This window comes from Blautia sp. HA9023 (assembly GCF_056504095.1).
In genome coordinates this window covers 315001-339646 of record NZ_JBWLUR010000008.1, presented here as the reverse complement: position 1 = coordinate 339646, position 24646 = coordinate 315001, and the positions used below count along the sequence as shown (strand labels likewise).

Genomic DNA, 24646 nt, shown 5'->3' with positions numbered 1-24646 from the left:
TTTACTCTGTCGGCAGCTCTACCACCTGATATTCGTGGTTCAGCGCCGGCAGGATTTTTTCTTTTACATCACTGGTTTTCATTAACAGAGTGGATGTATTGATACACGGATGGCATCCGAAGTATTCCTCATCCAGAACTTCCCTGTCGATCACCAGGTGCACTCTTTTTTCCCTGTCAAAGATCAGTCCCATAAGACTTAATGACCCCGGTGTAATGTTGAGATATTCCTCCATCTGCTCTCCATCTGCAAAAGAAAGTCTGGCTGTTCCGATCTGTTTGGACAGGAATTTCGTTTTAAACGGCTTCTCCCCCGGCATCAGCAAAAGATAAAAATCCGTTTTCTGACGGTTGCACAAAAACAGATTTTTGCATATTTTCGCTTCCAGAAGATGATCCACTTCCTCACAGGCTTCCATAGTCATCAACGCCTCATGATCTACCCTCTTATATTCAATTCCCAGACTGTCCAGAAAATCGTACACTGCGATTTCTTTCTCCAGGCGTCCTTCCGTATTTTCCGGTCTTCCCGTATAGATGGTTTTGTCAATTCTTGGTTCTTCCATGTTTTCCGTTTCCTCCTGATCTTTCATTTCACACCTTTGTTTCATCCTTATTTTACAAGCATCTGTCCGGCAAAAACAGCCAGCACGCCAAAAACTGCACTTAAAATCACATAAAGAAGCGCCAGGCCAATCTGACCTTTTTCCATCATAATCCCTGTCTCATATGCAAAAGTAGAAAATGTGGTAAACCCGCCACAGATTCCCACTTTTAGAAACAGTACGAGTCCTGGATCCAGAGACGTATTTTTTGCCGCGGCTGCAGCAACAATCCCAATTACAAATGCGCCTGTTACATTTATGATCAATGTTTTTACCGGAAATCCCTGACTGTTTTCCACTGGCAGTAATCCCAGAAGATATCTGCACACAGAACCTATAAAGCCTCCCATTCCCACAAATAAACAGTTTATCATTGTCTTTTCCTCCCACCTGATTATATCAGTCCGGAAAAATATCCGCAACCTTACCGTAATTGCTTTCTGCCCGGTGTTTTCCCTTTGCATTCCCACCGGTTCATGATATACTGAATCTATCTCTGTCTGTCCTGCTGTCTGTCCTGTCAGATTGCAGGGCAAACATATTTATTTTGAAAGGAATCATCATGAAACGTATTAAAAACATCGATCTGCTCCGGGCAGGAGCGATCCTCTACATTATGCTGTACCACTGCTATGTTCTGTCCGGGCAGCCGTGGCAGGCACATACAGCCATTCACACGATCCTGACACTTGGAGGCGAAGTGGGCGTGACTCTGTTTTTCCTGCTCAGCGGATATGGGATCTATCTTTCCCTCTCTTCTTCGGAAGAAAGAGGCTGTCTCCCTGGCTGGCGGGCTTTTATGAAAAAACGCTGCATCCGTATCATGCCTCAGTATTACGTCTGCGTTACAGTTCTTCTGATTTTTATGTCAACACAGATGTTCAGCAATGAAGGGTTTCGGCATATCCTTGCCTATTACACCTTTACGGAGAATTTTTCCCCGGTGACACACGGTTCCATCAATGGAGCACTGTGGACGATGGGTGTGATCTTTCAGTTTTATCTGATCGCCCCGTTCCTTTATAAAGCCGTCCGGAAAAACTGGCTTGTATCTGCCATTGTGTCCATTCTGTTTACCGTTATCTGCCGGTTTGCAGTTGTCCGGTATCTCCATGCTTCCGGAATTTCCGATACCTCCGTATATTTCGTATATGAGCGTCAGGTATTCACCGCACTGGATAATTTTGTACTGGGCATGGCGGCTGCCGCATTCTGGAAACATGCCGGAAACCGTATACAGGAAAAGCGTCTTACACTTGGACTTCCTGTTTCTCTCGCAAGTACCATACTGATCCTGGCATGGATTTTTTACTATCACAGCCACGGCCTTTACGGAACGGCTCCGACTGGTTATCCGGCTCATTCCATTCTTGCGGTTTTGCTTGGAATACTGCTCGTGGGCTTTTCCATCCTGCCGGAAATGAATTTCGGGATTCTTCGCCCACTGTACTTCGTGGCGCGAAACCAATACGGAATCTACCTGTGGCATATGCCTGTCATTATGATCCTTCAGGCCAATGCTCCATGGTTCAACACCATGAGCCAGCAGCGCTTCTGGCTGTTTTTGCCATGTATGATCGTGATCACCTGCGCATTCGGATATTTTGCAACCCGTTTCATCGACCATCCGGTTGCTTCAAAAAAGAAAGGATAATCACCTATGAAAGACAGAACTGCCGTCAATCACAAGATCCGCAAACATTTCAATGAACTGATCTACAACGTAGCCCGCTACACAGAGGTCGTGCTGTCCATCGTGATCCTTGTCGTGATCGCCCTGGCCGGACTCCGGCTGATCCTTACAACTGCCGGTACCTCCGTCATGGATATGGATACCAGTTTTTTTACCAGTTTCCTGTCACAGGCTCTCTCCCTTGTAGTTGGTGTGGAGTTTGTAAAAATGCTCTGCCGCCATTCCGCCCAGACCGTTGTTGAAATCCTGCTTTTTGCGACAGCAAGGCAGATGGTTGTGGAACATCTCAATCCAACGCAGACACTGATCGGGATCGTCGGTATCGCCATTCTTTTCGCTATCCGGAAATATCTGATGACAGACAGCGATGATATGACACCGCATCACCCCCAGAAAAAAGACTGTTCTTCTGAAACCAGATGAATCCACGTGAAAAACATTTCTATGATCGGGTAGGAGGTAAATAATTATTTTATTTACCGTCCTCCCACACCACCGTACGTACGGTTCCGTATACGGCGGTTCTTTAGTTTTCACAGACTACTAGATAATAGTCAAGCATGGAGCTGTATCCTAGCTTGGCTATTATTTTCTTTGAAAAGATTTGGTTCAAAACTTTTGCCATTCTCCAATAACCTTTTCTACTACATGCAAGTTCCTTTGCTTTCCAATGTTCCATTCCCAATGCTTTTAACATTCGGTACTTCGTTTTGATTTTCTTCCATTGTTTCCAGTAGACCGCCCTGATTCTACGCCTTGCCCATTCGTCAGTTTCTTTTAGTAGTCCCTTCATATCTGTAATAGGTGTAGCCTAGATATTTGACCTTGCTGATATGAGCCACCTTTGTTTTCTTCCTGTTTACTTTTAGGAAAAGTTTTCCTTCTATAAACGGAATGATATTTTCCAAAGTTCTTTCTGCACTTTTTCTGCTTTTACAGAAAATCATACAGTCGTCTGCATAACGGACAAATCTGTGCCCTCTGCTTTCCAGCTCCTTGTCTAACTCATTAAGCATTATGTTGCTAAGTAACGGACTTAATGGTCCACCTTGTGGCATTCCGACTTCTGTACGCTCAAACTTTCCATTTGCCACAACACCTGCGTTTAGATATTTGTGTATCAATGAAATCACTCTTCCATCTTTGACGGTTCGTGATAATACCTCAATGAGTTTGCTCTGGCATACTGTGTCAAAGAACTTTTCCAAGTCCATATCTACCACATAGACATAGCCATCATTTACATTCTTTTGGCATTGTCTGAGCGCATCATGCGCTCCTCTTTTTGGTCTGAAACCAAAACTATTCTCCGAAAACTGTTCCTCGAAGATTGGCGAGAGTTCCTGTGCAATTGCCTGTTAAACAACTCTGTCAACAACTGTAGGAACTCCTAGTTTTCGGAACTCGCCTTTTGTTTCCTTGGGTATCTCTACCCTGCGAACCGGATTGGGTTTATATTTCCCATTCCTTATCTCCTGGATTAGGGTTTCCTGGTTTTCTCTTAGGTAGGGTAAAAGTTCATCTACCTGCATAACGTCAATTCCACCTTTTGTGTCAATGTATTTGAAAAAGTAATATCAATATCTTCTGAAAATCGATCAATCACATGATGACACTTAGATAGTGAAGTTCCACCTTTAAAAACACATCCAGGCTCAACCTGCGCCAGAAGTTTTAATATCATCGTAACATAATAGTCTTTTTCTACGATTGCTACCGGACGCTTTTGATCAACAGATGCAGCTATGATTACATCTTTAAAAAGTTCTTCATCGTTATGCAAAAACATCATACAACCTCATCTCATATATATATCGATAAATTCTATCCGGATATTGTTTAATATAACAATCTATTTCTGTTTTTTTAATTTGTACATCAACAACATATTTCCTAATACGATCGGACAATATCTTGTCATTTTCATCTGCATACTGATCTATATCTTTCAGAAAATCTAAAAACTGTAATATCCGGTAATTTTCCTTTGTTACCAGAACTCTTGCTTTACGGAGAAGAACTCTTCTTCCATGCAGATTTACCTCCCGTACCCTGGCACTGGCATTATTTGATACAATTTCCACCATATATGGCACCTGTGTAGTAACACCCAGCTGATTTGCAAAAGTATATCCTGAATAATATCCATCAACTCTTCCATTTCGCGATATATATTTATATCTCGCCACAGTATCTGCTCCAAGGGGAACCCCCCCTTTTAATCGACTCTCCTTTGGAATATAGTAAACGCCTGTATCAAATCGCCTGATCTTTCCAGAATCGCACAGTATTTTAAACATCTGACGAAGATTTACATTTGAAACTGGAAGACTAACATCCGCAACAAAAATAGGTTCATTCGGCTTATAGTTTGAACACAAATACTCGTATAACATTGTTATCCTCCTTATAACGTATTTTAATTTTAATAGTTATATTTTGTTATCTACATAATAACCTATTTTTATTTATATTGTCAATTTACGTTATCATTATATTTATATGTAATTTTCACTCTTATATTCTTCCTATTATTTATAGCATTTCCGGGTGCCACCAAAAAAGGGGAAGCTCTTCCGGATAAAAAGAGCTTCCCTATATATTTCTTATATTTCACATCCACCTGCAAGAATGCTGAACGGAGTACTTCACAATTATCCATACTTTCTTTCAATTTTGAATCTTTACAATCTTATCTCTTACCTGCTATATAGGTCTCAAAACTGTTCGTAGGTATAATACTGAAAAATTTCTTCCATGACAGCTATCTCCAGATAATATACCCCGCATAGATCAGATACAGGCACACCATGGAAATTCCCTCTTTCCGGCTGATTTTACGCTTCGTTGCGGCATAGATCCACACGATCAGGGAAAATACGATCAATATCACAATATCGATAATGTTCTCCCGGATCAGTGCCACCGGATTGATGGCAGACGCAATTCCAAGGACCATCAGGATATTGAAAATATTGGAACCTACTGCATTTCCCACTGCCATATCCACTTCATTCTTTCTGGCTGCAACCACGGATGTCACAAGCTCCGGAAGGGAGGTTCCGATGGAAACAATGGTAAGTCCCACCAGTGTCTGGCTCATTCCCAGATCAATGGCGATGCGGCTGGCAGCATCTACGGTAAGATCTCCGCCAAAAGCAATGGCAAGCGCGCCTCCAACGATAAAGAGAATACTCTTCGGCCAGGAAAGGATGCCGATTTCTTCTTCCAGTTCTTCAATTCCTTCGATCTCCACATTTTTTCCTGCTGCTCTGGCTTTCATGGCACTTTGGATCATTGCCACAATATAGCCTGCAAAAAATCCCAGCAGGATCATTCCATCCAGATGGCCAAGTGTCATTCCGCTCTTATCTCCCACTGCCAGGATTCCAAGCCCCAGAAGGAGGAACGCACAGATCATGGAAAAAGGAATATCTCTCTTAATGGTTTCCTTCTGCACCAGGATCGGGGTCAGAATGGAACAGACTCCAACAACTACCATCAGGTTAAAAATATTGGAACCTACCACGTTACTGACCGCAAGTTCATTGTTATTGACCAGTGACGCAGTGACACTGACTGCCGTTTCCGGAAGAGATGTTCCCATTGCCACGATGGTAAGGCCGATGATGATCGGCGGAACTTTCAGTCGTTTTGCGATACTGGAGCTTCCTTCTACAAAAAAGTCCGCGCCTTTCATCAGAAAAGCAAAACCTATCACAAGAAAGACTAATACAAGGATCAGGGGTGAGCTGTTTACCAGATTTTCCATTTTTCTTCTTCTCACTTTCTGTTTTCATTTCCCATGAGCTGGAGATCTGCTTCCAGTATGACATAAAAAAGACCCATGTATGCTCTGTTATAATAAAATATAACAAAACATACATGAGTCTCATTCTTTAAGATTTGCCAGGTTTTTCAGAAAAACCGGGTCTGTTGACAAATCACACTTACGTGCGAACTACTCCCTCATGGAATTGAAATTTTTATTTTTTTCAATTTAACAGAATCGTTTTAAAAAGTCAACCCCTGGCCGATGACTTTTATTTACTCTTTTTTACTAAAGGCACATATTTTATGTATCTTTATCATTTTCTGCTTTCAGAAACAATCCTTTTCAGAATCTGTAACACTCCGTCTTCACTGTAAGATGGGCACACTTTCCTGGCTGCTGCCTGCACTTCCGCTCTGGCATTGGCTACCGCATAGCTCATTCCCGCTTTCCGGAGCATGGCGATATCGTTGAGGTTATCTCCGAATGTACAGGTTTCCTCCAAAGAAATCCCCAGGCGCTGCCGGATAAACTCCACAGCTATACTTTTCTCCCCTTCCGGCGGAGTACTGTCCATCCATTCTTTTCCGGCCGCTGCCAGTGTTACCTTATCCTTCCACGCCGGTGTAAAATATGGAGCACAAAGCTCCTCACATCGTTCCGGGTGATAAACGGAAAATTTCAACACCTGTTTTCCCTCAAGGGAAGAAAGATCGTCCACTTTTCTCATATCATAGCCATAGGAATCTCTGAGCCAGCGGAACATCCTTCCATTTTCATTCTCCGCATAACAGCACTCCGGTGTGGCAATAAAGCAGTCACATTCCGGCATTTTTTCTTTTACCATGCGATGCATACTTTTCCAGGTCTCGTCTGGAAGTGTGTGCACCTTCAGGATCTTATCATTCTTCCGGATCACCGTACCTCCATCCGAAACAAAATACACCAGATCCTTCAACGGTTCAAACAGCTTCCTCTCACTGTCATACTGCCGCCCCGAACATACTACAAAGGTAATGCCCATCTCGGTCAGCTTCCGGATCACCGTCATATATTCCGGATTGATGGTCATGGTTCCATCTTTTACCAGAGTTCCGTCTACGTCGGTTGCGATTAGTTTTATCATGTTGTTTTACTCCTCTCCCATCTGAAATACCAATATCCTCTCCCTAGGATTTTTTCCGTCAAAAAGATCCTGGCAGTCGATCTCGTCCAGGAATTCCAGTTCATCCACAGTCATCAGATAGGAAATATATTCGTCAGATGGATAATAGAAAAACAGCAGCATTTCTCTTGTTTTTTCATACCAGGATTCCCGGATGCGTCCGATGACACTTCTCAGTATTTCCACAGAAAACGGATTAAAAAAATAAAATCTGTCAGCAGATTCCGGCACCTGAAAAAGGGCTGCATTTTCCAGTATAAAAGTGGTTTTTGCCCCGGAAACAGCCCGCTGCCTGTTTTCTTCTGCGGCTTTTATCATTCGTTCATCGTACTCCACACCTGTAGTCCGGCACCTGACCTGCCATGCCAGAAAAAAATCCACCCTGCCTTTTCCACATCCATAGTCGATCAGATGATTCTTTTTCCCCAGATACCCACAATACGCAAGCCGTTCCAGTACACAGTATGGCGTTGGTTCATATGGATAACAGTACTGATCCGACCTGGAATCGTCACGGCCGGTAGTTTTGATTTTCAGCAGCTTATCATATTTTACTTCATTTTGGTCCATGGTACTGTCAATCTCCATTTCCTACATCGGGCAGCTTTTTTTCTCCTCTTTGTCCATATCTCCACGGACATATCTGGCATTGAATTCCATATTGATCTCACGGATTTCCTTCTTCCCGTCAATATAATCCTGGTACATATCTGCAAGTCTCGCCATACAGCCATCGCAGTTCGCGGAAATATTTCCCAGAGATTCCTCCACGATCTGTTTACGTTCCTCTTTTGTTGTATCTTTGATCAGATATCCTGGCATTGTTTTTTCCTCCTGATAAGTTCACCTGTGTTTCAGGTGTTCTGTATTTCTGTTATTGTTCACTTTTCCTTGTCAAGCGGATATTCGCAATCCGCTTCGCTACGTAGCTCTACACCAAATAACTGCTCCGCAGTTTATCAGGAGGAGCTTGCTCTCCTCCTGATACAAGCAAGTCCCCACCCACTGCTTATTGCTTTTCGCAACCCCGCAGGGGACTTACTTGATTTGGTTAAAAAAAGGAATCTGCATACAGAATTAATAGATCAAAATGTATAATTAGAAAAAAAGCCTCTGGAACAATTCCAGAGGCTTCATACGTGCGTTAGAGGATTCGAACCCCCGACCTTTTGGTCCGTAGCCAAACGCTCTATCCAGCTGAGCTAAACGCACATCTTTGTTGCTTTTCCTTTGTGATATTTCGTATCACCGCTGCAACAATATGTATGATACTCTAAGACCTATAAAATGTCAAGGGTTTTTTGAAAGTTTTTTTATTTTTTTTCAAAAATATTTTTTATTGCTATTTTTGATGCAAAAGCAACAGTTTTCTAGTTTCTTCTCAGTGCCTCGATGGGGCTGAGTTTGGCTGCTTTTCTTGCCGGATAGATTCCGAAGAATACACCTACTGCACAGGAGAATAATGTTGCCGCCAGGATGGTTCCCAGACTGATCCCTGGTGTGATGGTGGTTCCCATACTGTTTCCGATCACCGCACAGATCACATGACCCCCTGCGATGCCAAGGACAATGCCGATCAGGCCACCCATGATGGTCAGGATCGCTGCCTCAGCAAGGAACTGAAGCATAATGGAAGAAGTCTTTGCCCCAAGGGATTTACGGATACCGATCTCTCTGGTGCGCTCTGTGACGGACACCAGCATGATGTTCATAACACCAATACCGCCTACCAGAAGGGAAATTCCCGCAACAAAAGAAATAAATGCGGTGACCATTCCAAGCATCTGGTTCATGGATTTCATGATATCCTGGAAACTCTGTACCTGGAAATAATCGTCTCCGGCACAATGATGGCGTCTTTCCAGAAGATTTACGATCCGGTCTGCCACCACCTGGGAATCCAGATTTTTGTCTGCCTGAACTGTGATCTGATAGAACTCACCGGTACTTCCTGTAAAATCGTCCATGGCCGTATAAGGCACGTTAATGGACACAGGCATACCGTCATAAGTGTAGCTGACAAAAGTACCGTTCTCCTTCTGCGTGGTAACTCCGCAGATACGAAATGTCTTGGTCAGATCATAACAGGTGACATCCAGTGTCATTCCCACGACATCATCCGTTCCAAAAAGCCGCTTCGCGTCGGCATCTGAGATCACACAGACATTTTTTCCCTCTTCAACCTCTTTCTGTCCGAAGTAACTTCCATACTTCACAGAAGCATTGTCCACCAGTTTGGCGTCCTGCGCCTCACCGGTTACTGTAAGATTAAAATCGCCTTTTCCGGTTACTGTCTCTCCTGTATAGGAATCTGAAACATTAACACCTTCCACACCATCCAGATCCCGGACCGCATCAATATCCTCAGGCTGGATCCAGACATCATCTGCGGTGGCATCATCGCTGCAGTACACCGCAATCTGGCCGCCGCCGATATCATCGATCTCACTGTTCATCTGATTCTTGGTTCCTTCACCGATGGAAACAATGGCGATCACCGATGCAATACCGATAATGATACCCAGCATGGTAAGAAACGATCTTCCCTTATTTGCCATGATGTTGTGGATCGCCATTTTGATGTATTCATAAATATTACTCATTGGCAGTCTCCCCTGTCTCTGCTGCACTGTCACCATCTGCAGGTGCTGCTTCTGCCGTCATTCCCTCTTCCAGAGAACCCAGATCCTCGATGACCTCATCGCCTGCTTTGATTCCATCTGTGATCTCAACAGAATCCTCAGAACTGATTCCTGTAGTGATGTCCTGTCTTGTGATCACGCCGTCTTTCAGTACATAACAGAAAGAGCCATCTTTACCAATATTTACCACTCCTGCCGGAAGTGTTACTACATTTTCAGCCTTTTCCGCATAGATCTTCACCTTTGCGTCAACGCCGAGGAAAATATCTTTATCCGGTTTATCAATACTGACAGTAGCTGCGATCAGAGTAGATCCCTTCTCGTTTGTTGTAGCAATATGGCTGATCTTCGTTACCTTGCCGGTATATTTCTTATCACCGATGGTAATATCCGCAGTCTGGCCTTCTTTTACCTTTGCATAATCATACTTGGATACATTGATGTCCACACTGACTTTATCTGTGTTCTGCAGGGTAAAAAGCTCCATTCCCTGTGTCACTGCTGCTCCCTGCTGCACTGCAGACTTGGAAATAACGCCGTTAAAATCTGCCGTGATACCTTTTTTTCCTTCCGCAACAAGTTCTTTTGCAGATTTGGCATCCAGTTCTGTAAGATTATTGCTGACTCTCAGCTTCTCTTTTTCTTCCTTTGTAAGGCTGGTAGAATCTGCCTCTGCAATGGATTTCTGTGTGGCAAGATCGGACTGAAGATCTGCCAGATCAGAACTTGCCTGATCAATGGCATTCTCAATTCCTGAAGTATCCACAGATGCACCTGTGGAAGCAGCGGATGCACTTCCCTGGTCTGTCAGATCCTGTCCATCGTCCTGTGTTCCGTCTGTAACAAAATCTTCCCCTCCGGCACTGCTGTAATCCGAATATTCCGGCATTTTCGGCTGAGCCGCCTTTTTATCCTCGTAAGCTTCTTTTGCCTCCTGGCAATTGATCTCGGCCTGGCTTCTTGTGTTCTCCGCTTCGTCCAGTGCCTGCGCGTTCTCATCACTCTGGTCTGCCTGCCACTGGGCAAAAGCCATCTGATAATTATTATCTGCCTGGTTATACTCGCCCTGGGCCTTAACATAGGCGGCATTCAGCTCGCCCAGTTCCTTCTGATACTGGGGAAGCGTTTCATTCTGATATGTAGTAAGCGCCTCTGCATATGCTCTCTGGATTTCCGCTTCCTGGGCTGCCTGAGCATCGGCTTTTGCCTGGGCTTCCGCCTGAGCCTGGGCCTGTGCGTCTGCTGCTGCCTGCGCCTGCACAGATGCCAGCTGAGATTTCAGTGATGCCAGATAGTTCTGCTTATCTTTCACCTGCTGCTCCAAACTGGAAACTTTTGATTTGGCATTATTCTGCTTCTGCTGTGCCTCATCAGATTTATTGATGGAATTTTTGTAATCATACTCTCCGGATTTCACATTCAGTTCTGCCTTCTGATTATCTCTCTCCAGATCTTTCAGCTCAAATTCCACAAGTTTTGTACCCTTTGAGACGGAATCCCCTTCTGCAAAAGATACTTTTTTTATCTGTGCGTTTACCGGTGAATAAAAAGTTTTCTGTTCATCACTGACCACCGTTCCAGTTGCATCTACGATTTCTTCCACATCTCCGGTCTCTGCCTTTGTAACTGAAACCTGAGGAAGCTGTGCCTCACCGCGGCTTCCTCCTGATACTGCGTAAAAACCGCCTGCCACAACAGCCACTGCCGCCACACCAATTACAATCTTTTTTCCTTTTTTCATTTCTGTTAAGCCTCCTCGACGAATTCCTCATTAATCATATCTGATTCAATTTTTCCATCCATGATACGAACCACCCGTTTGGCCTGAGCCGCGATTCCATTATCATGGGTGATCAGGATCAACGTTTCTCCGGATCTGTGCATTCCCTTCAGAATCTCCATAATTTCCCTGCTGGATGCAGAATCCAGATTTCCGGTAGGTTCATCCGCCAGAATTACAGGGGGCTTGGCCGCAATCGCTCTTGCAATGGCCACACGCTGCTGCTGTCCGCCCGACATTTCGTTTGGCTTATGATCCATACGCTTCTCAAGTCCGACTTTTTTGAGGGATTCCACAGCAAGCTTTCTTCTTGTTTTCCGGTCGATCCCACGATAGATAAGAGGAAGCTCCACATTTTCTATTGCGGTAAGATTCGCAATCAGGTTAAAACCCTGAAAGATAAATCCGATCTCTTTATTTCGAACCACCGAGAGATCATTATCTTTCATTGTGGATACGTCTGTTCCATTCAGATAATATTTCCCGGAGGTGGGAACATCCAGACAGCCCAGCATGTTCATAAATGTAGATTTTCCGGAACCGGACTGTCCGATAATTGCCACAAATTCACCTTTATGTATTTCCAGATTCACATGATCCAGCGCCCGCACTTCATTTTCTCCGGGATTGTAAACTTTGCACAGATCCACTACCCGTACCAATGCTTCTTCCATAATTAAACTACTCCTTCTAAAGTAAACCAGTCTCAGGCAAGCTCTATCCACTGCTTATTGCTTTTCGCAACCCCGCAGGGGACTTACTTGATTTGGTTAAAAAATACAGAGCGAAGTCTGCAGGGGATACTGCTGTTTATCGGCGGAATGATCCGCACCCAAACAGCAGCAGGCAGACTGCTCTGTCCTTTCCGGGAAAACCCCGCTCATTGATCTGTAACGAAAAGATCACCGGAATGTCTTCAGAACTGACGCATTTTTATGCATCAAGTAAAAATGCCTTATACGCTTTATATGCCTCATACACGTCCGCCTTGCTGGTAACTTCCCACGGAGCATGCATACTCAGCACAGCCACGCCACTGTCAATGACTTCCATTCCGTAAAGCGCCGCAATATAAGCGATGGTTCCGCCGCCGCCAAAATCGACTTTTCCAAGCTCTGCTGTCTGAAAAGCGACATCATGATCATCAAAGATCCTGCGTACTCTCGCCACATACTCTGCATTGGCATCGTTGGAACCGGATTTTCCTCTTGCTCCGGTGAACTTGTTGAGAACAATACCGCGTCCCAGATATGCTGCGTTCTTTTTCTCAAAAGCCTCTGCATAGGCCGGATCATAACCTGCGCTCACGTCAGAAGAAAGCATGCTGGAATTACGAAGTGCGCGTCTCAGGGCAAGCTCGGAATAGCATCCCATTCCATCCAGAAGCTCTGCCACACTGTTCTCAAAAAATCTGGACTGCATACCTGTAGCACCAACGCTTCCGATCTCTTCCTTATCTACAAGGAGACAGCATCCGGTACGCTTCGGTGTCTCTTTCATCTCCAGCATTGCCGCAAGGGAAGTATAGGCGCATACACGATCATCCTGTCCATATGCCGCGATCATGCTGCGGTCAAGTCCACAGTCTCTGGCTTTTCCTGCCGGAACGATCTCCAGCTCTGCAGAAAGAAAATCTTCCTCTTCAATACCATATTTTTCATTCAGGATATTCAGTACGTTCTGTTTCACAGCATCTTTTTTCTTATCATCCGGAAGGTCCGCGAGAGGTCTGCTGCCGATCAGGATATCCAGTTTCTCGCCCTCAATAACCTCAGCAGCCTTCTTCTGGAGCTGTTTTCCGGAAAGGTGGATCAGAAGATCAGTGATGTAAAGTACCGGATCTTCCTCATCCTCACCAATGCTGACCTCCACAACACTGCCGTCCTTCTTTGCAACAACACCATGCATGGCAAGTGGAAGTGTCACCCACTGATATTTCTTCACACCGCCATAATAATGAGTATCCAGATAAGCAAGGTCTGTATCCTCATACAGCGGATTCTGCTTCACATCCAGCCTCGGTGAGTCAATATGTGCACAGAGAATGCTCATGCCTCCGGAAAGTTCTTCATATCCTACATGAAACAGAGCAATAATCTTCTTCATTCCTACCGCATAAACCTTATCACCGGCTTTGATCTTCTCGCCTTTTTTGATCTTGGACTCAAGGGATTCGTATCCGGCAGCTTCTGCTTCCTTCACGATCTCTGCGACACATTCACGCTCTGTTTTTCCTTTATCCAGAAATTCTCTGTAGGCTTTCGCAAGCTTCTCCATTTCTGCCTCTTCTGCTTCCTTATAGGAGAGCCACGCATTTCTTCTTTCCATCTTCATGTTCCACCTTTCTTTATAATTTCTGACAGATACCGTTTCTCATCATATTATCTGCAATCTGTCTACTATTATAGGTCAAACACTTATGAATTTCCACCGCAATTGATATTCTTTACAAAATCTTTATGATTCGTTATAGTAGTTCTTAAGAATTGGTCCTGTCTGACCTGGCCAGGGCAAAGGAGGAATCAACATGCAATCATCTGCTCAGTTAAAAGAGCTTCTTCACAGTATCAACCGCAAAAGCTATCCCGCATACAAGTCTCTGCGGGGGGCATACCAGTTTGACCGTTATATTTTATCCATTGACCACGTACAGGGAGATCCTTTTGCCTCTCCGTCTCACATCAGCGTGAAACTTTCCCACCGTGACACCGGATTTCCGGGAGAATATTATAAGGATTCCCTGACCCGCATCACGCTGGGGGATTTTCTGAACCGCCAGTTTGAACAGCAGGTAAATCATTATACCTTCCGTGCAAAAGGATCCGGAAAAAGCGGCCTGATCTCAGTCAGTCACTGTGGTCAGGAGGTTCTTGCACGTACCGCCTGCGAGATTACGGAAAAAGGCATCACTGCCCGTTTTTTCATTGGTTTCCCGGCCAATGGCAGAACCATCAACTCCCCCGAACTGGAAAAAATCCTCTTCGATTTTCTCCCGGTCTGCGTGCATAAAGCGTTCTTTTACCGGAACCTTGACGCCAGCCGTCTGAAAGAAGCCATCGAGCTCGCCGAAGACCAGGAATATATCCGCCAGGAACTTGCGAAGCGTTCCCTGGCTGCTTTTGTAAACGATGGAGCCATCCTTCCCAGGGAAAGCGGCATCTCTTCCCGCCCGATGAAAAATTCCGTTCCTTTTGTTTCTCCGGAAAACCTGCGGATTTCCATGGATCTGCCCCACAGAGGAACCATCACAGGCATGGGCATTCCCTGCGGCATCACATTGATCGTAGGCGGCGGCTACCATGGCAAATCCACCTTGCTCAACGCACTGGAACTTGGCATTTACAACCATATTTCCGGTGACGGCCGAGAATACGTCATTACCGATTCCTCCGCCCAGAAACTCCGCTCTGAGGACGGCCGCTTTATCAAAGACGTGGATATTTCTCTTTTTATCAACGATCTTCCAAATAAAAAAGACACCCTCTGCTTTTCTACAGAGGATGCCAGTGGCAGCACTTCCCAGGCTGCCGGGATCGTGGAAAGTATGGAAGCCGGAAGTAAAGTTTTTCTTCTTGACGAGGATACTTCTGCCACCAACTTTATGGTGCGGGATTCCTTCATGCAGCGCGTAATCTGCCGGGAAAAAGAGCCCATCACTCCATTTCTGGAACGTGCCCGGGATCTCTATGAAAAGGCAGGGATCTCCACCATTCTGGTTGCCGGAAGTTCCGGAGCATTTTTCCACATTGCGGATACTGTGATCCAGATGGATAATTATCATCCCGTGGATATCACAGAAATTACCGGAAAGCTCTGTCAGGAATATCCTCTCTCAGACGTTGAAACACCTGCGTTCCGTCTGCCGGAAAGCCATCGCATCATGACCAGGTCCAAAGCGGCTCCATCCCGCCACAGCCGTCCCGGACAGCCGGAAAGACTGAAAACCAAAGTTCATGGCAAAGACGGCTTCTCTCTTGGAAAAACCGAAGTAGACCTCCGCTATGTGGAGCAGCTGATCGACTCCGAGCAGACAGCATCTCTGGCATTGCTTCTGAAGTATGCCTGTGAACATCTCATCGACGGAAAACGTACTCTGCCGGAGATCGTCACTTATCTGGATTCCCAGCTGAAAAAACAGGGATTATCATTCTTCTCGGAAGGAAGTTATATTTCATGTGGTTATGCCATGCCCCGGATCCAGGAGATCTATTCCTGTTTCAACCGTTACAGAAGACCGTAACTGCCCTCTGCATCCACACGACCAGTAATCTTAACAAAACAAAAAAACGTTGCCGGTTAACATTGGAAACTTTTATCTCCTCTGTCATCCGGCAACATTTTTCTGTAAATCAAAACCACCGTCCTGTCGGCTCTGTCTTGCCAACGGAACGGTGGTTTATCTTCATACATATTTTAGGGAAAGGAAAGAGTTTTTCTTAAGAGCTTCTGTTCTCTTAAGATGTTTATATCATACAGGATAAATGTGAGAGAAATTTGTACAATTTCTAATAAATTTATAAATTTTATTAACGAAGTCTAATCATTTCCCAAAATAATCCTGTCGGCCGTTATTTTCTGTCGTATTCCGGAAAATTCCCGAAATATTACAGCCGTCTTTTTTCATCCTTAATCATGTCTCTGCTCTTTGTTATCATAGGTCTCACAGAATCTGGCAGCAAAAGACGGCGGCTCCTGATGAGCATACAGATGTGAAATATCACCAAAAGAACTCATACGGAAGGATGCGATTCCTTTTCTTCGCTCTTCCGTCACAATAGTGCTCACCGATGATGGCGCCGCACAGAAATTCTGCAGCATTACCAGTGGAGAAATGCTGAGAAGATAACTGATCAGCACACAGCTTACTCCGAAATGACAGAAAAATACAAGGGTATCCTCGTTGGCTTTTTCCGCTCTGTAGTAATGGCCCTCACGCACATAACCATGTTCTGCCAGAACTTTATCAAAATTCTGTGTGACCCAGTCATACTCTTCTTTCATTTTTCCTTCTCGCAGGATATCATTATCCCACCAGCGGTCAAAGCTGTAGAAATTCTCGATCTTTGTCCAGTCCTCAGGAAGCCAGTCCCAGGGAATGATCTTTTCTCCGTGCACATCCGGTCTTCTGATCTTCACATCAAATTCTCTGAGCCACTTGCATTCTGTGGCTGTTCTTCCGTTTTTCTTAAGTGTGCAGGATGCGGTATCCTTTGCTCTTCCAAGTGGCGAGACATAAAAATCCCTGACATCAAGAGCAGCGATCTTCTCGGAAAGGAATTCCGCCTCTTTCCAGCCCTTTTCGGTCAGGGAATCTATTGTGTAATCCGGGTCGCCATGTCGTATAAAAAGTAATTTCATCTTTCTGATATCCTCCATTTTATAACCTGGATTTCCATTATATTCTTATTTTTTCAGTTGTCAATTCCTGATGTCCTCTGTGGCAGATCTTTTTAAGCCTGATCTGCAGCATTTTCTTTTACAGATTCCTGCTGTTCTCTCAGCTCATGAACTGCTCTCTTCAGTGCCTGAAAGCTCTCTTCACTGATAATATGCTCAATCCTGCAGGCATCATGAAGTGCTGTTTTTTCGTGCACTCCCAGCATCATCAGCCAGGATGAAATCAGCTGGTGGCGTTCGTATACTTTGTCTGCGATCTTATGTCCTTCTTCTGTCAGGCGGATATCTCCGTTATCTGCTACTGTGATGAGATTTTTCTGGCGGAGATTCTTCATGGCAACGCTGACACTTGGTTTCTTAAAGCCCATTTCTGCCGCAATATCCACAGCTCTTACAAGCGAACTCCTATTTCCAAGAATCAGGATCGTCTCCAGATAATCTTCCGATGATTCATTTGATCTCATTCTGTTTACACCTCCCTCGGTTTGTTAAAACTAACCAAGTTAATCATAGCATACTTTGAGCAAATGAGCAATGGTTTTCACAGAAAAAAAGCCTGACAGCTCAAAGCTGCCAGGTCTTTACTGCTTTCTGCTTATTTCTTCTGCAACTGCCAGGAAACTCTGACAGGAACAGATCTTCAGCATCCTGAAAATTTCCATAAACTTTTCTTTTGAATAATCTCCTCTGAGCAGTTCACTGTATCCCTGTAATTTCGTCTCTGCCAGAATATGTACCAGATCACTATCCACTTCTTTTCCACATTTTTTCTTAAGATTTTCCCGGAGGAACTGTTCCATTCTTATACAGGTATCTTCCCGGAAATTGTCATATCGAGTTCCTTCCGCTCCATCCATAAGGATTCTTGCGATATCCCGGTTTTCCCAGATAAATTCCATAAGAATTCTGTCATATTCTTCTGGCTGCAGCTGTTTTTCCCGATTGGAAAAATCTCCGGTAAGCTCTTTGAGCTTTTCCACCGTTTCTTTCACAATCTCCTCAAAAAGAGCTGCTTTGCTTTCAAAAAAGAAATATAGTGCTCCCGTAGTCACATCTGCCTTTTTGCAGATCGCACGAAGAGAAGCCTTCAGAAATCCCCTGTCTCTGAATTCTTCCTTTCCCGCTTCCAGAAGTCTGCTCCGCACAGCATTTTCTGTTTTTTCCATATTGTACGCACTCCATAATTTTTCCTGTTTTATCCGCATACAGGAAAACTCCGCTTGTTTCTGACCAGCTGTTAATTTTTTAGCAATCTGATCTCACTGGTATTTTACCGTAAATTACTCAAAAAAGAAAGTACTGATACATAAAATATTTGACTCAAATCAGTGAAGCATCATCGGAGAATCCCCACGATCTGTGACGATCTCATAACCAACCGACTCCACACGTCTGGAAAGGCATCCCCTGCATTCCGCAGCTTCCTCTCCTGTGCAGATCTTGTTATCGTAAAGTTCATACTGCTTACGGTTCTTCACCGGGGAAAGATTTGGCATTACTACATTGGCACCTGCCTGAAAACCTTTTTCCCTGCCTCTCGGGTCCAGAGTTCCCAGAGCTGTGGTTGCCGGAAGAAGTACCTGTGGCAGCATGATCCGGATGACAGACAAAAGAAACAGTGTCAGATCCACACTTCCCGCAGGTTCCTCTGCAAATTTCGTATCATGGTGGGGAATAAACGGTCCGATTCCCACCATATGAGGGTTCAGCTCTTTCAGAAAAACAAGATCATCCGCCAGATATTCCATCGTCTGCCCCGGAGCCCCTACCATAAAACCTGCTCCGATCTGATATCCAAGCTCCTTCAGATCATAAAGACATTGTTTCCGGTTTGCAGAACTTAAATTTTCCGGATGGAGGTAACGGTAATGTTCTTCATTGGCTGTCTCATGACGGAGTAAATAACGGTCTGCCCCGGCTTCTTTAAACTTCTGATAACTTTCTTTTGATTTCTCCCCAATAGACAGTGTAATGGCACAGTCCGGATATCCCTGTCTGATGGACTGGATGATGTCCACCATTCGATCATCATTAAACCATGGATCTTCTCCTCCCTGCAGCACAAATGTCCGAAAGCCCAGCTCATGCCCGTTTTCACAGCACATAAGGATTTCTTCTTTTGTAAGGCGGTAACGGCTGACATTCTTGTTTGAACGGCGGATTCCGCAGTAATAGCAGTCATTCCTGCAGTAATTGGTAAATTCGATCAGACCTCGTGTATATATTTTATTTCCAAAATATTTCTTCTGGATACGGACAGCTTCTTCCCGAAGCAGACGAACCGAATCCGGATCCTGATATAAGTGCAGAAGTTCCGGATATTCTTCCCTTGTCAGCTGTCCCTCTTTTATAAATTTTTCAACGATCCCCATACTTTATCTGCCCTTCTCTTTTATTTACAGAATTATCTATAGAAAATATTTTATCATAAAAAATCTGAACATTCTATAAAAAGAACAGCTTTTGCAAAAACAATCAAAGTGTCAGGAATAAAAAAACAGATACTGCACAGTACGGGTATACTTGCAATATCTGTTTTTACGGGATATTCGGATTTTATTTGATCAGATCTTTTACAACCTCACCGGCAATGATCAGTCCTACTACGGATGGCACGAAAGCGTTGCTTCCCGGTACCTGACGACGCTGGGTACATTTTCTTTTCGTTCCAGGAGGACAGATGCAGTGAGATTTACAACTGATCGCCATGTCATCAATAGGAGTCATTGGTTTTTCCTGTGAATAAACAACTTTCAGCCTTTTAATTCCACGTTTTTTCAATTCGCGACGCATAACCTTTGCCAGCGGGCAGACAGATGTCTTATAAATATCTGTCACCATAAAACCGGTAGGATCCATCTTATTTCCGGCGCCCATAGAGCTGATGATCGGTGTTCCTGAAGCCTTTGCCTGCTCTACAAGCATCAGTTTTCCAGTTACAGTATCAATCGCATCGACCACATAATCATACTGGGAAAAATCAAAGGAATCTGCTGTCTCCGGCACATAGAACGTCTTGTGGATATTTACAACTGCATCCGGATTGATTTCAAGGATACGGTCTCTGGCCACATCAACTTTATATTTTCCTACAGTCTTTCTTGTCGCATAAATCTGGCGATTGATATTGGTAAGGCATACTTTGTCATCATCGATCAGATCCAGTGTTCCAACACCGCTTCTTACCAGGGCTTCTACCGTATATCCGCCTACACCGCCAATTCCAAATACTGCAACTCTGGAATTTTTCAGCTTTTCCATTCCTTCTTTTCCAATTAATAATTCTGTTCTTGAAAACTGATTCAGCATTTTCTGATTTCTCCTTATATTCTTTCCATGTATATTGTACCGACAACAAAGTCCCCCTCCACAGCTTATTGCTTTCCACAATAGAAGCAGGGGACTTACTTGATTCAGTTAATCGGACAAAATAATTCGTTTTATAACTGTCAGGATTCTATCATGGGAAAATAACCTTGTCAATATCCCTACCAACACACTAGGAATATTTTCCCATTTCTGTCAATAAATCTTATGGCACAAAAAAAGATTCCCGAAAATAGGAATCTTACTGATACTGCGGGTAGCCGGACTTGAACCGGCACGGAGTTGCCCCCGAGAGATTTTAAGTCTCTTGTGTCTGCCTATTCCACCATACCCGCATATTCAATTAAATTGTTCAAAAATGGGGCCTATAGGGCTCGAACCTATGACCCTCTGCTTGTAAGGCAGATGCTCTCCCAGCTGAGCTAAGACCCCAAATATGAACGACCCAGAAGAGACTCGAACTCTCGACCTCCGCCGTGACAGGGCGGCGCTCTAACCAACTGAGCCACTGGGCCATGCAAAATATAAAACTTATAAAATGGACCTTCGGGGACTCGAACCCAGGACCGACCGGTTATGAGCCGGTTGCTCTAACCAACTGAGCTAAAGGTCCAAAAAGCCGATGATCGGACTCGAACCGATAACCTGCTGATTACAAATCAGCTGCTCTGCCAATTGAGCCACATCGGCGTATTAAACACCAAATGTTGAATCGAGTCAAATGAATATCCAATTTAGTTTTAAGTGACTCCAAGGGGATTTGAACCCCTGTTACCGCCGTGAAAGGGCGGTGTCTTAACCGCTTGACCATGGAGCCATATTTCTTATTTATTTTTCGCTGTTTCGTATTTCCCTCAGCGACGAGTTAAATAATACCATACCTTTTTCATAATTGCAAGCTTTTTTTTGAAAAATTTCAATTTTTTTTACAAAGCCGTAAAACAGGACGAAAACCCTTGTAAAATAAGGCTTTCCGAGGGTTCTCATTCTCGCTCTGAAGCATTGTCCTGAAAATTCTTTTCTGTTTTTTTCCAACATTGACATTATTTTTCCGCTGTATATAATTGAAAGTGTAGCGGCCCCAGAGACTATTGTAATCCGGAGGAAATAAACATCAAACCAATGTACGTCGGACAATTTACTCCGATGAGCCGGATTTGATGCAGTTTTTTCCTGAACAACTATAGTCAGCCGCTGAAAATTCATATGAAAGGATGATATTAATAATGAAAGTTTTATTACTGAACGGCAGTCCGCGAAAAGAAGGCTGCACCTATACAGCACTTACAGAAATCGCAGAAACCTTAAAGAAAAATGGAGTGGAGGCAGAAATTTTCCAGGCTGGCGATCCTTCCCCGGAGAACGTTGCTGCCGCAGCAGCCATTATGAAAGAGGCTGATGCCCTTGTTGTCGGCTCTCCGGTTTACTGGGCTTCTCCTTCCGGTCAGATCATTGAATTCATGGATAAATTCGCTTCCAAGGCCGGAAAAGATATGATCCACAAACCAGCCGCAGCAGTCGCTTCCGCAAGACGTGCCGGTACTACTGCAACTCTGGATGTACTGATCAAATATTTCACCTACCATCAGATGCCGGTTGTATCCGGAAACTACTGGCCAATGGTTCACGGTAACACCCCGGATGACGTCAAAAAAGACGCTGAGGGCCTTCAGATCATGCGTACAGTAGGCAATAATATGGCATGGCTCTTAAAATGCATTGAAGCCGGTAAAAAGGCAGGTATTGAGGCGCCTGAGACAGAGCCGAAGATTATGACAAATTTCATTCGATAAAGCGGGATTTTCCCCGGCAGGGTTGTGAAAAGCAATAAGCAGCGAATGGAGACTTGCCAGTTATAAGTTATACTAAAAAACGTGTAGGTATAAATGTTTGTTATTTATATCTACACGTTTTTTATAATTGTTATCTTGTCCTGAATTTTTATCAGAAAACTTGTCTCTATTTTTTAGATATGATATATATAAAAAACCTGTAAACTTCACGTTTACAGGAAATAAAAAAGCTCCCCCTGTTGGACTCGAACCAACGACACTGCGGTTAACAGCCGCATGCTCTACCGACTGAGCTAAGGAGGAATATTTATTAAGGTTTGTACCTTAAAAACTACATACATGCTTATTGATGGTTAATCAAACTTCTTGAATCAATTCTTAACCTGCGTTTCTTGGTCAAGCCCTCACCCGATTAGTAACAGTCAGCTCCATGTGTTACCACACTTCCACCTCTGCCCTATCTACCTCGTCGTCTTCAAGGGGGTTTACTTCTTAAAGAATGGGATATCTCATCTTGAGGGGGGCTTCACGCTTAGATGCCTTCAGCGTTTATCCCTTCCGGACTTGGCTACCCGGCCATGGCTTTGGCAAGCCAACCGGTCCACCAGCGGTCCGTCCATCCCGGTCCTCTCGTACTAAGGACAGCTCCTCTCAGATATCCTACGCCCACGCCGGATAGGGACCGAACTGTCTCACGACGTTCTGAACCCAGCTCGCGTACCGCTTTAATGGGCGAACAGCCCAACCCTTGGGACCTACTACAGCCCCAGGATGCGATGAGCCGACATCGAGGTGCCAAACCACTCCGTCGATGTGAACTCTTGGGAGTGATAAGCCTGTTATCCCCAGGGTAGCTTTTATCCGTTGAGCGATGGCATTCCCACTTAATACCACCGGATCACTAAGCCCTACTTTCGTACCTGCTCCACCCGTCGGTGTCGCAGTCAAGCTCCCTTCTGCCTTTGCACTCTTCGAATGGTTTCCGTCCATTCTGAGGGAACCTTTGGGCGCCTCCGATACCCTTTCGGAGGCGACCGCCCCAGTCAAACTCCCCGCCTGGCATTGTCCCACCGCCGGTTCACGGCGGCTGGTTAGAAGCCCAATATCACAAGGGTGGTATCCCAACAGCGGCTCCATAGCAACTGACGTCACTATCTCTCAGCCTCCCACCTATCCTGTACATGCAACACCGGACCCCAGTGCCAAACTGGAGTAAAGCTCCATGGGGTCTTTCCGTCCTGGCGCGGGTAGCCAGCATCTTCACTGGCACTTCAATTTCACCGGATGTATTGCCGAGACAGCGCTCAAATCATTACGCCTTTCGTGCGGGTCGGAACTTACCCGACAAGGAATTTCGCTACCTTAGGACCGTTATAGTTACGGCCGCCGTTTACTGGGGCTTAAATTCAAAGCTTCGACTTGCGTCTAACCTCTCCTCTTAACCTTCCAGCACCGGGCAGGCGTCAGCCCATATACCTCACCTTTCGGTTTCGCATAGACCTGTGTTTTTGCTAAACAGTTGCTTGAGCCTATTCTCTGCGGCCTGCTCTCGCAGGCACCCCTTCTCCCTAAGTTACGGGGCCATTTTGCCGAGTTCCTTGGCAATACTTCTTCCGCCGGCCTTAGGATTCTCTCCTCATCCACCTGTGTCGGTTTACGGTACGGGTACAATATAAACAATAGCGGCTTTTCTTGACGCATGGCTCACGGGCTTCGTTACTATATTTCACTCCACATCACGTCTTCCCATTGCATGGCGGTTTTTCCTACCATACTGGTACCTCGCTTGTACCGGGCTTTCCATTCCCGGCTCCCGCTCTCCTTACGTGTCCCCACAGTTCTGTCATACTGCAGTACAGGAATATCAACCTGTTGTCCATCGGCTACGGCTCTCGCCCTCACCTTAGGTCCCGACTCACCCAGGGCAGATCAGCTTTACCCTGGAAACCTTGGATATTCGGCCTAGAGGATTCCCACCTCTATCTCGCTACTCATTCCGGCATTCTCTCTTCCATATAGTCCACAGCTCCTTACGGTACTGCTTCTTCCCATATGCAATGCTCCTCTACCAATCCTTACGGATTCCTTAGTTTCGGTGGCGCGTTTCAGCCCCGGACATTTTCGGCGCAGGACCTCTCGACCAGTGAGCTATTACGCACTCTTTGAATGTATGGCTGCTTCTGAGCCAACATCCTGGTTGTCTTCGAAATCCCACATCCTTTTCCACTTAACGCGCACTTTGGGACCTTAACTGTAGGTCTGGGCTCTTTCCCTTTTGACCGCCCAACTTATCTCGTGCAGTCTGACTCCCGGTGATATCTACACGGCATTCGGAGTTTGATATTCTTCGGTAGGCTTTGACGCCCCCTAGGAAATTCAGTGCTCTACCTCCGCAAGACTCACACCGAGGCTAGCCCTAAAGCTATTTCGAGGAGAACCAGCTATCTCCGGGTTCGATTGGAATTTCTCCCCT

The 24646-nt window shown here is 44.9% G+C and carries 24 protein-coding genes, 8 tRNA genes, 1 rRNA gene and 1 pseudogene (1 of these 34 cut by a window edge); 4 read left to right on the top strand and 30 right to left on the bottom strand.

Going from position 1 to position 24646, the window contains the following annotated elements:
• Nucleotide 1: 1 nt before the first annotated feature.
• Together AC04Q6_RS11640 and crcB are read right to left on the bottom strand one after the other, a co-directional pair.
• Nucleotides 2-565, bottom strand: a complete 564-nt coding sequence (locus AC04Q6_RS11640) for a prolyl-tRNA synthetase associated domain-containing protein (protein ID WP_021976773.1) — start codon at nt 563-565, stop codon at nt 2-4.
• A 47-nt stretch (nt 566-612) separates the two neighbouring features.
• Nucleotides 613-978, bottom strand: a complete 366-nt coding sequence (gene crcB, locus AC04Q6_RS11635) for a fluoride efflux transporter CrcB (RefSeq protein ID WP_021976774.1) — start codon at nt 976-978, stop codon at nt 613-615.
• Nucleotides 979-1166: 188 nt separating this feature from the next.
• Between crcB and AC04Q6_RS11630 the strand changes: the two genes are divergently transcribed.
• Together AC04Q6_RS11630 and AC04Q6_RS11625 are read left to right on the top strand one after the other, a co-directional pair.
• A complete protein-coding gene (locus AC04Q6_RS11630) occupies nt 1167-2258 on the top strand; it encodes an acyltransferase family protein (RefSeq protein WP_021976775.1) in 1092 nt (363 codons plus the stop codon).
• Between the two features lie 6 nt (nt 2259-2264).
• Nucleotides 2265-2720 carry a transporter gene (locus tag AC04Q6_RS11625; RefSeq protein ID WP_118062045.1) on the top strand — a complete coding sequence of 152 codons (456 nt, stop codon included), beginning with the start codon at nt 2265-2267 and terminating at the stop codon, nt 2718-2720.
• Nucleotides 2721-2823: 103 nt separating this feature from the next.
• On the opposite strand, the gene AC04Q6_RS11620 is transcribed toward AC04Q6_RS11625, so the two are convergent.
• The 15 genes and pseudogenes from AC04Q6_RS11620 to AC04Q6_RS11550 form a co-directional block, all read right to left on the bottom strand.
• Nucleotides 2824-2994: a hypothetical protein gene (locus AC04Q6_RS11620; RefSeq protein ID WP_330426510.1), complete on the bottom strand. Its 171-nt coding sequence runs from the start codon at nt 2992-2994 to the stop codon at nt 2824-2826.
• Between the two features lie 42 nt (nt 2995-3036).
• A pseudogene (locus tag AC04Q6_RS11615) lies at nt 3037-3090 on the bottom strand (group II intron maturase-specific domain-containing protein); the annotation flags it as partial.
• Nucleotides 3065-3628 carry a reverse transcriptase domain-containing protein gene (locus AC04Q6_RS11610; protein WP_476389728.1) on the bottom strand — a complete coding sequence of 188 codons (564 nt, stop codon included), beginning with the start codon at nt 3626-3628 and terminating at the stop codon, nt 3065-3067. The pseudogene AC04Q6_RS11615 and the gene AC04Q6_RS11610, both read right to left, overlap by 26 nt.
• Nucleotides 3629-3655: 27 nt before the next feature.
• Nucleotides 3656-3829: a hypothetical protein gene (locus tag AC04Q6_RS11605; RefSeq protein WP_330384625.1), complete on the bottom strand. Its 174-nt coding sequence runs from the start codon at nt 3827-3829 to the stop codon at nt 3656-3658.
• Nucleotides 3820-4089, bottom strand: a complete 270-nt coding sequence (locus AC04Q6_RS11600; protein WP_242997072.1) for a nucleotidyl transferase AbiEii/AbiGii toxin family protein — start codon at nt 4087-4089, stop codon at nt 3820-3822. The genes AC04Q6_RS11605 and AC04Q6_RS11600 overlap by 10 nt, the downstream gene beginning before the upstream one ends.
• Nucleotides 4073-4693, bottom strand: coding sequence for a DUF6088 family protein (locus AC04Q6_RS11595; RefSeq protein WP_021976779.1), 621 nt, complete (start codon nt 4691-4693; stop codon nt 4073-4075). Before AC04Q6_RS11595 ends, AC04Q6_RS11600 begins: the two co-directional genes overlap by 17 nt.
• A 368-nt stretch (nt 4694-5061) precedes the next feature.
• Entirely contained in the window at nt 5062-6069 is a 1008-nt protein-coding gene (locus AC04Q6_RS11590; RefSeq protein ID WP_021976780.1) for a calcium/sodium antiporter, read from the bottom strand.
• Between the two features lie 316 nt (nt 6070-6385).
• Complete coding sequence (locus tag AC04Q6_RS11585; protein ID WP_021976781.1) at nt 6386-7195, bottom strand: Cof-type HAD-IIB family hydrolase; 810 nt, start codon at nt 7193-7195, stop codon at nt 6386-6388.
• A 6-nt stretch (nt 7196-7201) separates the two neighbouring features.
• The gene (locus AC04Q6_RS11580; protein WP_118062076.1) at nt 7202-7804 is read right to left on the bottom strand and encodes a class I SAM-dependent methyltransferase; all 603 of its coding nucleotides are present in this window, start codon (nt 7802-7804) and stop codon (nt 7202-7204) included.
• Nucleotides 7805-7825: 21 nt separating this feature from the next.
• Nucleotides 7826-8056, bottom strand: coding sequence for a purine biosynthesis protein PurH (locus AC04Q6_RS11575; RefSeq protein WP_118062052.1), 231 nt, complete (start codon nt 8054-8056; stop codon nt 7826-7828).
• A 316-nt stretch (nt 8057-8372) separates the two neighbouring features.
• Nucleotides 8373-8446: transfer RNA gene (locus tag AC04Q6_RS11570), tRNA-Arg, on the bottom strand.
• Nucleotides 8447-8604: 158 nt separating this feature from the next.
• Nucleotides 8605-9837 (bottom strand): ABC transporter permease, encoded by a 1233-nt coding sequence (locus tag AC04Q6_RS11565; RefSeq protein ID WP_476389689.1) that lies wholly within the window; start codon nt 9835-9837, stop codon nt 8605-8607.
• A complete protein-coding gene (locus tag AC04Q6_RS11560; protein ID WP_476389688.1) occupies nt 9830-11617 on the bottom strand; it encodes an efflux RND transporter periplasmic adaptor subunit in 1788 nt (595 codons plus the stop codon). The genes AC04Q6_RS11565 and AC04Q6_RS11560 overlap by 8 nt, the downstream gene beginning before the upstream one ends.
• Before the next feature lie 5 nt (nt 11618-11622).
• Nucleotides 11623-12330 (bottom strand): ABC transporter ATP-binding protein, encoded by a 708-nt coding sequence (locus AC04Q6_RS11555; RefSeq protein ID WP_021976787.1) that lies wholly within the window; start codon nt 12328-12330, stop codon nt 11623-11625.
• Nucleotides 12331-12589: 259 nt separating this feature from the next.
• The gene (locus AC04Q6_RS11550) at nt 12590-13984 is read right to left on the bottom strand and encodes an aminopeptidase (protein WP_118169442.1); all 1395 of its coding nucleotides are present in this window, start codon (nt 13982-13984) and stop codon (nt 12590-12592) included.
• A 199-nt stretch (nt 13985-14183) separates the two neighbouring features.
• Between AC04Q6_RS11550 and AC04Q6_RS11545 the strand changes: the two genes are divergently transcribed.
• Nucleotides 14184-15896 carry a P-loop domain-containing protein gene (locus AC04Q6_RS11545; RefSeq protein WP_476389687.1) on the top strand — a complete coding sequence of 571 codons (1713 nt, stop codon included), beginning with the start codon at nt 14184-14186 and terminating at the stop codon, nt 15894-15896.
• Between the two features lie 386 nt (nt 15897-16282).
• On the opposite strand, the gene AC04Q6_RS11540 is transcribed toward AC04Q6_RS11545, so the two are convergent.
• From AC04Q6_RS11540 to AC04Q6_RS11490, 11 genes are all read right to left on the bottom strand, one after another.
• The gene (locus tag AC04Q6_RS11540) at nt 16283-17014 is read right to left on the bottom strand and encodes a histidine phosphatase family protein (RefSeq protein ID WP_021976790.1); all 732 of its coding nucleotides are present in this window, start codon (nt 17012-17014) and stop codon (nt 16283-16285) included.
• A gap of 92 nt (nt 17015-17106) precedes the next feature.
• Nucleotides 17107-17517, bottom strand: coding sequence for a metal-dependent transcriptional regulator (locus AC04Q6_RS11535; RefSeq protein ID WP_119248197.1), 411 nt, complete (start codon nt 17515-17517; stop codon nt 17107-17109).
• A 117-nt stretch (nt 17518-17634) separates the two neighbouring features.
• Complete coding sequence (locus AC04Q6_RS11530; RefSeq protein WP_476389686.1) at nt 17635-18219, bottom strand: TetR family transcriptional regulator; 585 nt, start codon at nt 18217-18219, stop codon at nt 17635-17637.
• 159 nt (nt 18220-18378) lie between these two features.
• Nucleotides 18379-19425, bottom strand: coding sequence for a [FeFe] hydrogenase H-cluster radical SAM maturase HydE (gene hydE, locus AC04Q6_RS11525; RefSeq protein WP_118169485.1), 1047 nt, complete (start codon nt 19423-19425; stop codon nt 18379-18381).
• Nucleotides 19426-19609: 184 nt separating this feature from the next.
• Nucleotides 19610-20362 (bottom strand): tRNA threonylcarbamoyladenosine dehydratase, encoded by a 753-nt coding sequence (locus AC04Q6_RS11520; protein ID WP_118169487.1) that lies wholly within the window; start codon nt 20360-20362, stop codon nt 19610-19612.
• Between the two features lie 269 nt (nt 20363-20631).
• Nucleotides 20632-20715, bottom strand: a tRNA-Leu gene (locus tag AC04Q6_RS11515).
• A 24-nt stretch (nt 20716-20739) separates the two neighbouring features.
• Nucleotides 20740-20812: transfer RNA gene (locus AC04Q6_RS11510), tRNA-Val, on the bottom strand.
• A gap of 9 nt (nt 20813-20821) precedes the next feature.
• Nucleotides 20822-20895, bottom strand: a tRNA-Asp gene (locus AC04Q6_RS11505).
• A gap of 24 nt (nt 20896-20919) precedes the next feature.
• Nucleotides 20920-20993: transfer RNA gene (locus tag AC04Q6_RS11500), tRNA-Ile, on the bottom strand.
• 4 nt (nt 20994-20997) lie between these two features.
• Nucleotides 20998-21070, bottom strand: a tRNA-Thr gene (locus AC04Q6_RS11495).
• A gap of 55 nt (nt 21071-21125) precedes the next feature.
• Nucleotides 21126-21197, bottom strand: a tRNA-Glu gene (locus AC04Q6_RS11490).
• A 409-nt stretch (nt 21198-21606) separates the two neighbouring features.
• Here AC04Q6_RS11490 and AC04Q6_RS11485 point away from each other — a divergent pair.
• Complete coding sequence (locus tag AC04Q6_RS11485; RefSeq protein ID WP_021976337.1) at nt 21607-22173, top strand: flavodoxin family protein; 567 nt, start codon at nt 21607-21609, stop codon at nt 22171-22173.
• Between the two features lie 230 nt (nt 22174-22403).
• Here the strand turns inward: AC04Q6_RS11485 and AC04Q6_RS11480 are convergent.
• Both AC04Q6_RS11480 and AC04Q6_RS11475 read right to left on the bottom strand, forming a co-directional pair.
• A tRNA-Asn gene (locus AC04Q6_RS11480) sits at nt 22404-22476 on the bottom strand.
• An 89-nt stretch (nt 22477-22565) separates the two neighbouring features.
• Nucleotides 22566-24646, bottom strand: a 23S ribosomal RNA gene (locus AC04Q6_RS11475); it runs 807 nt beyond the window's last position.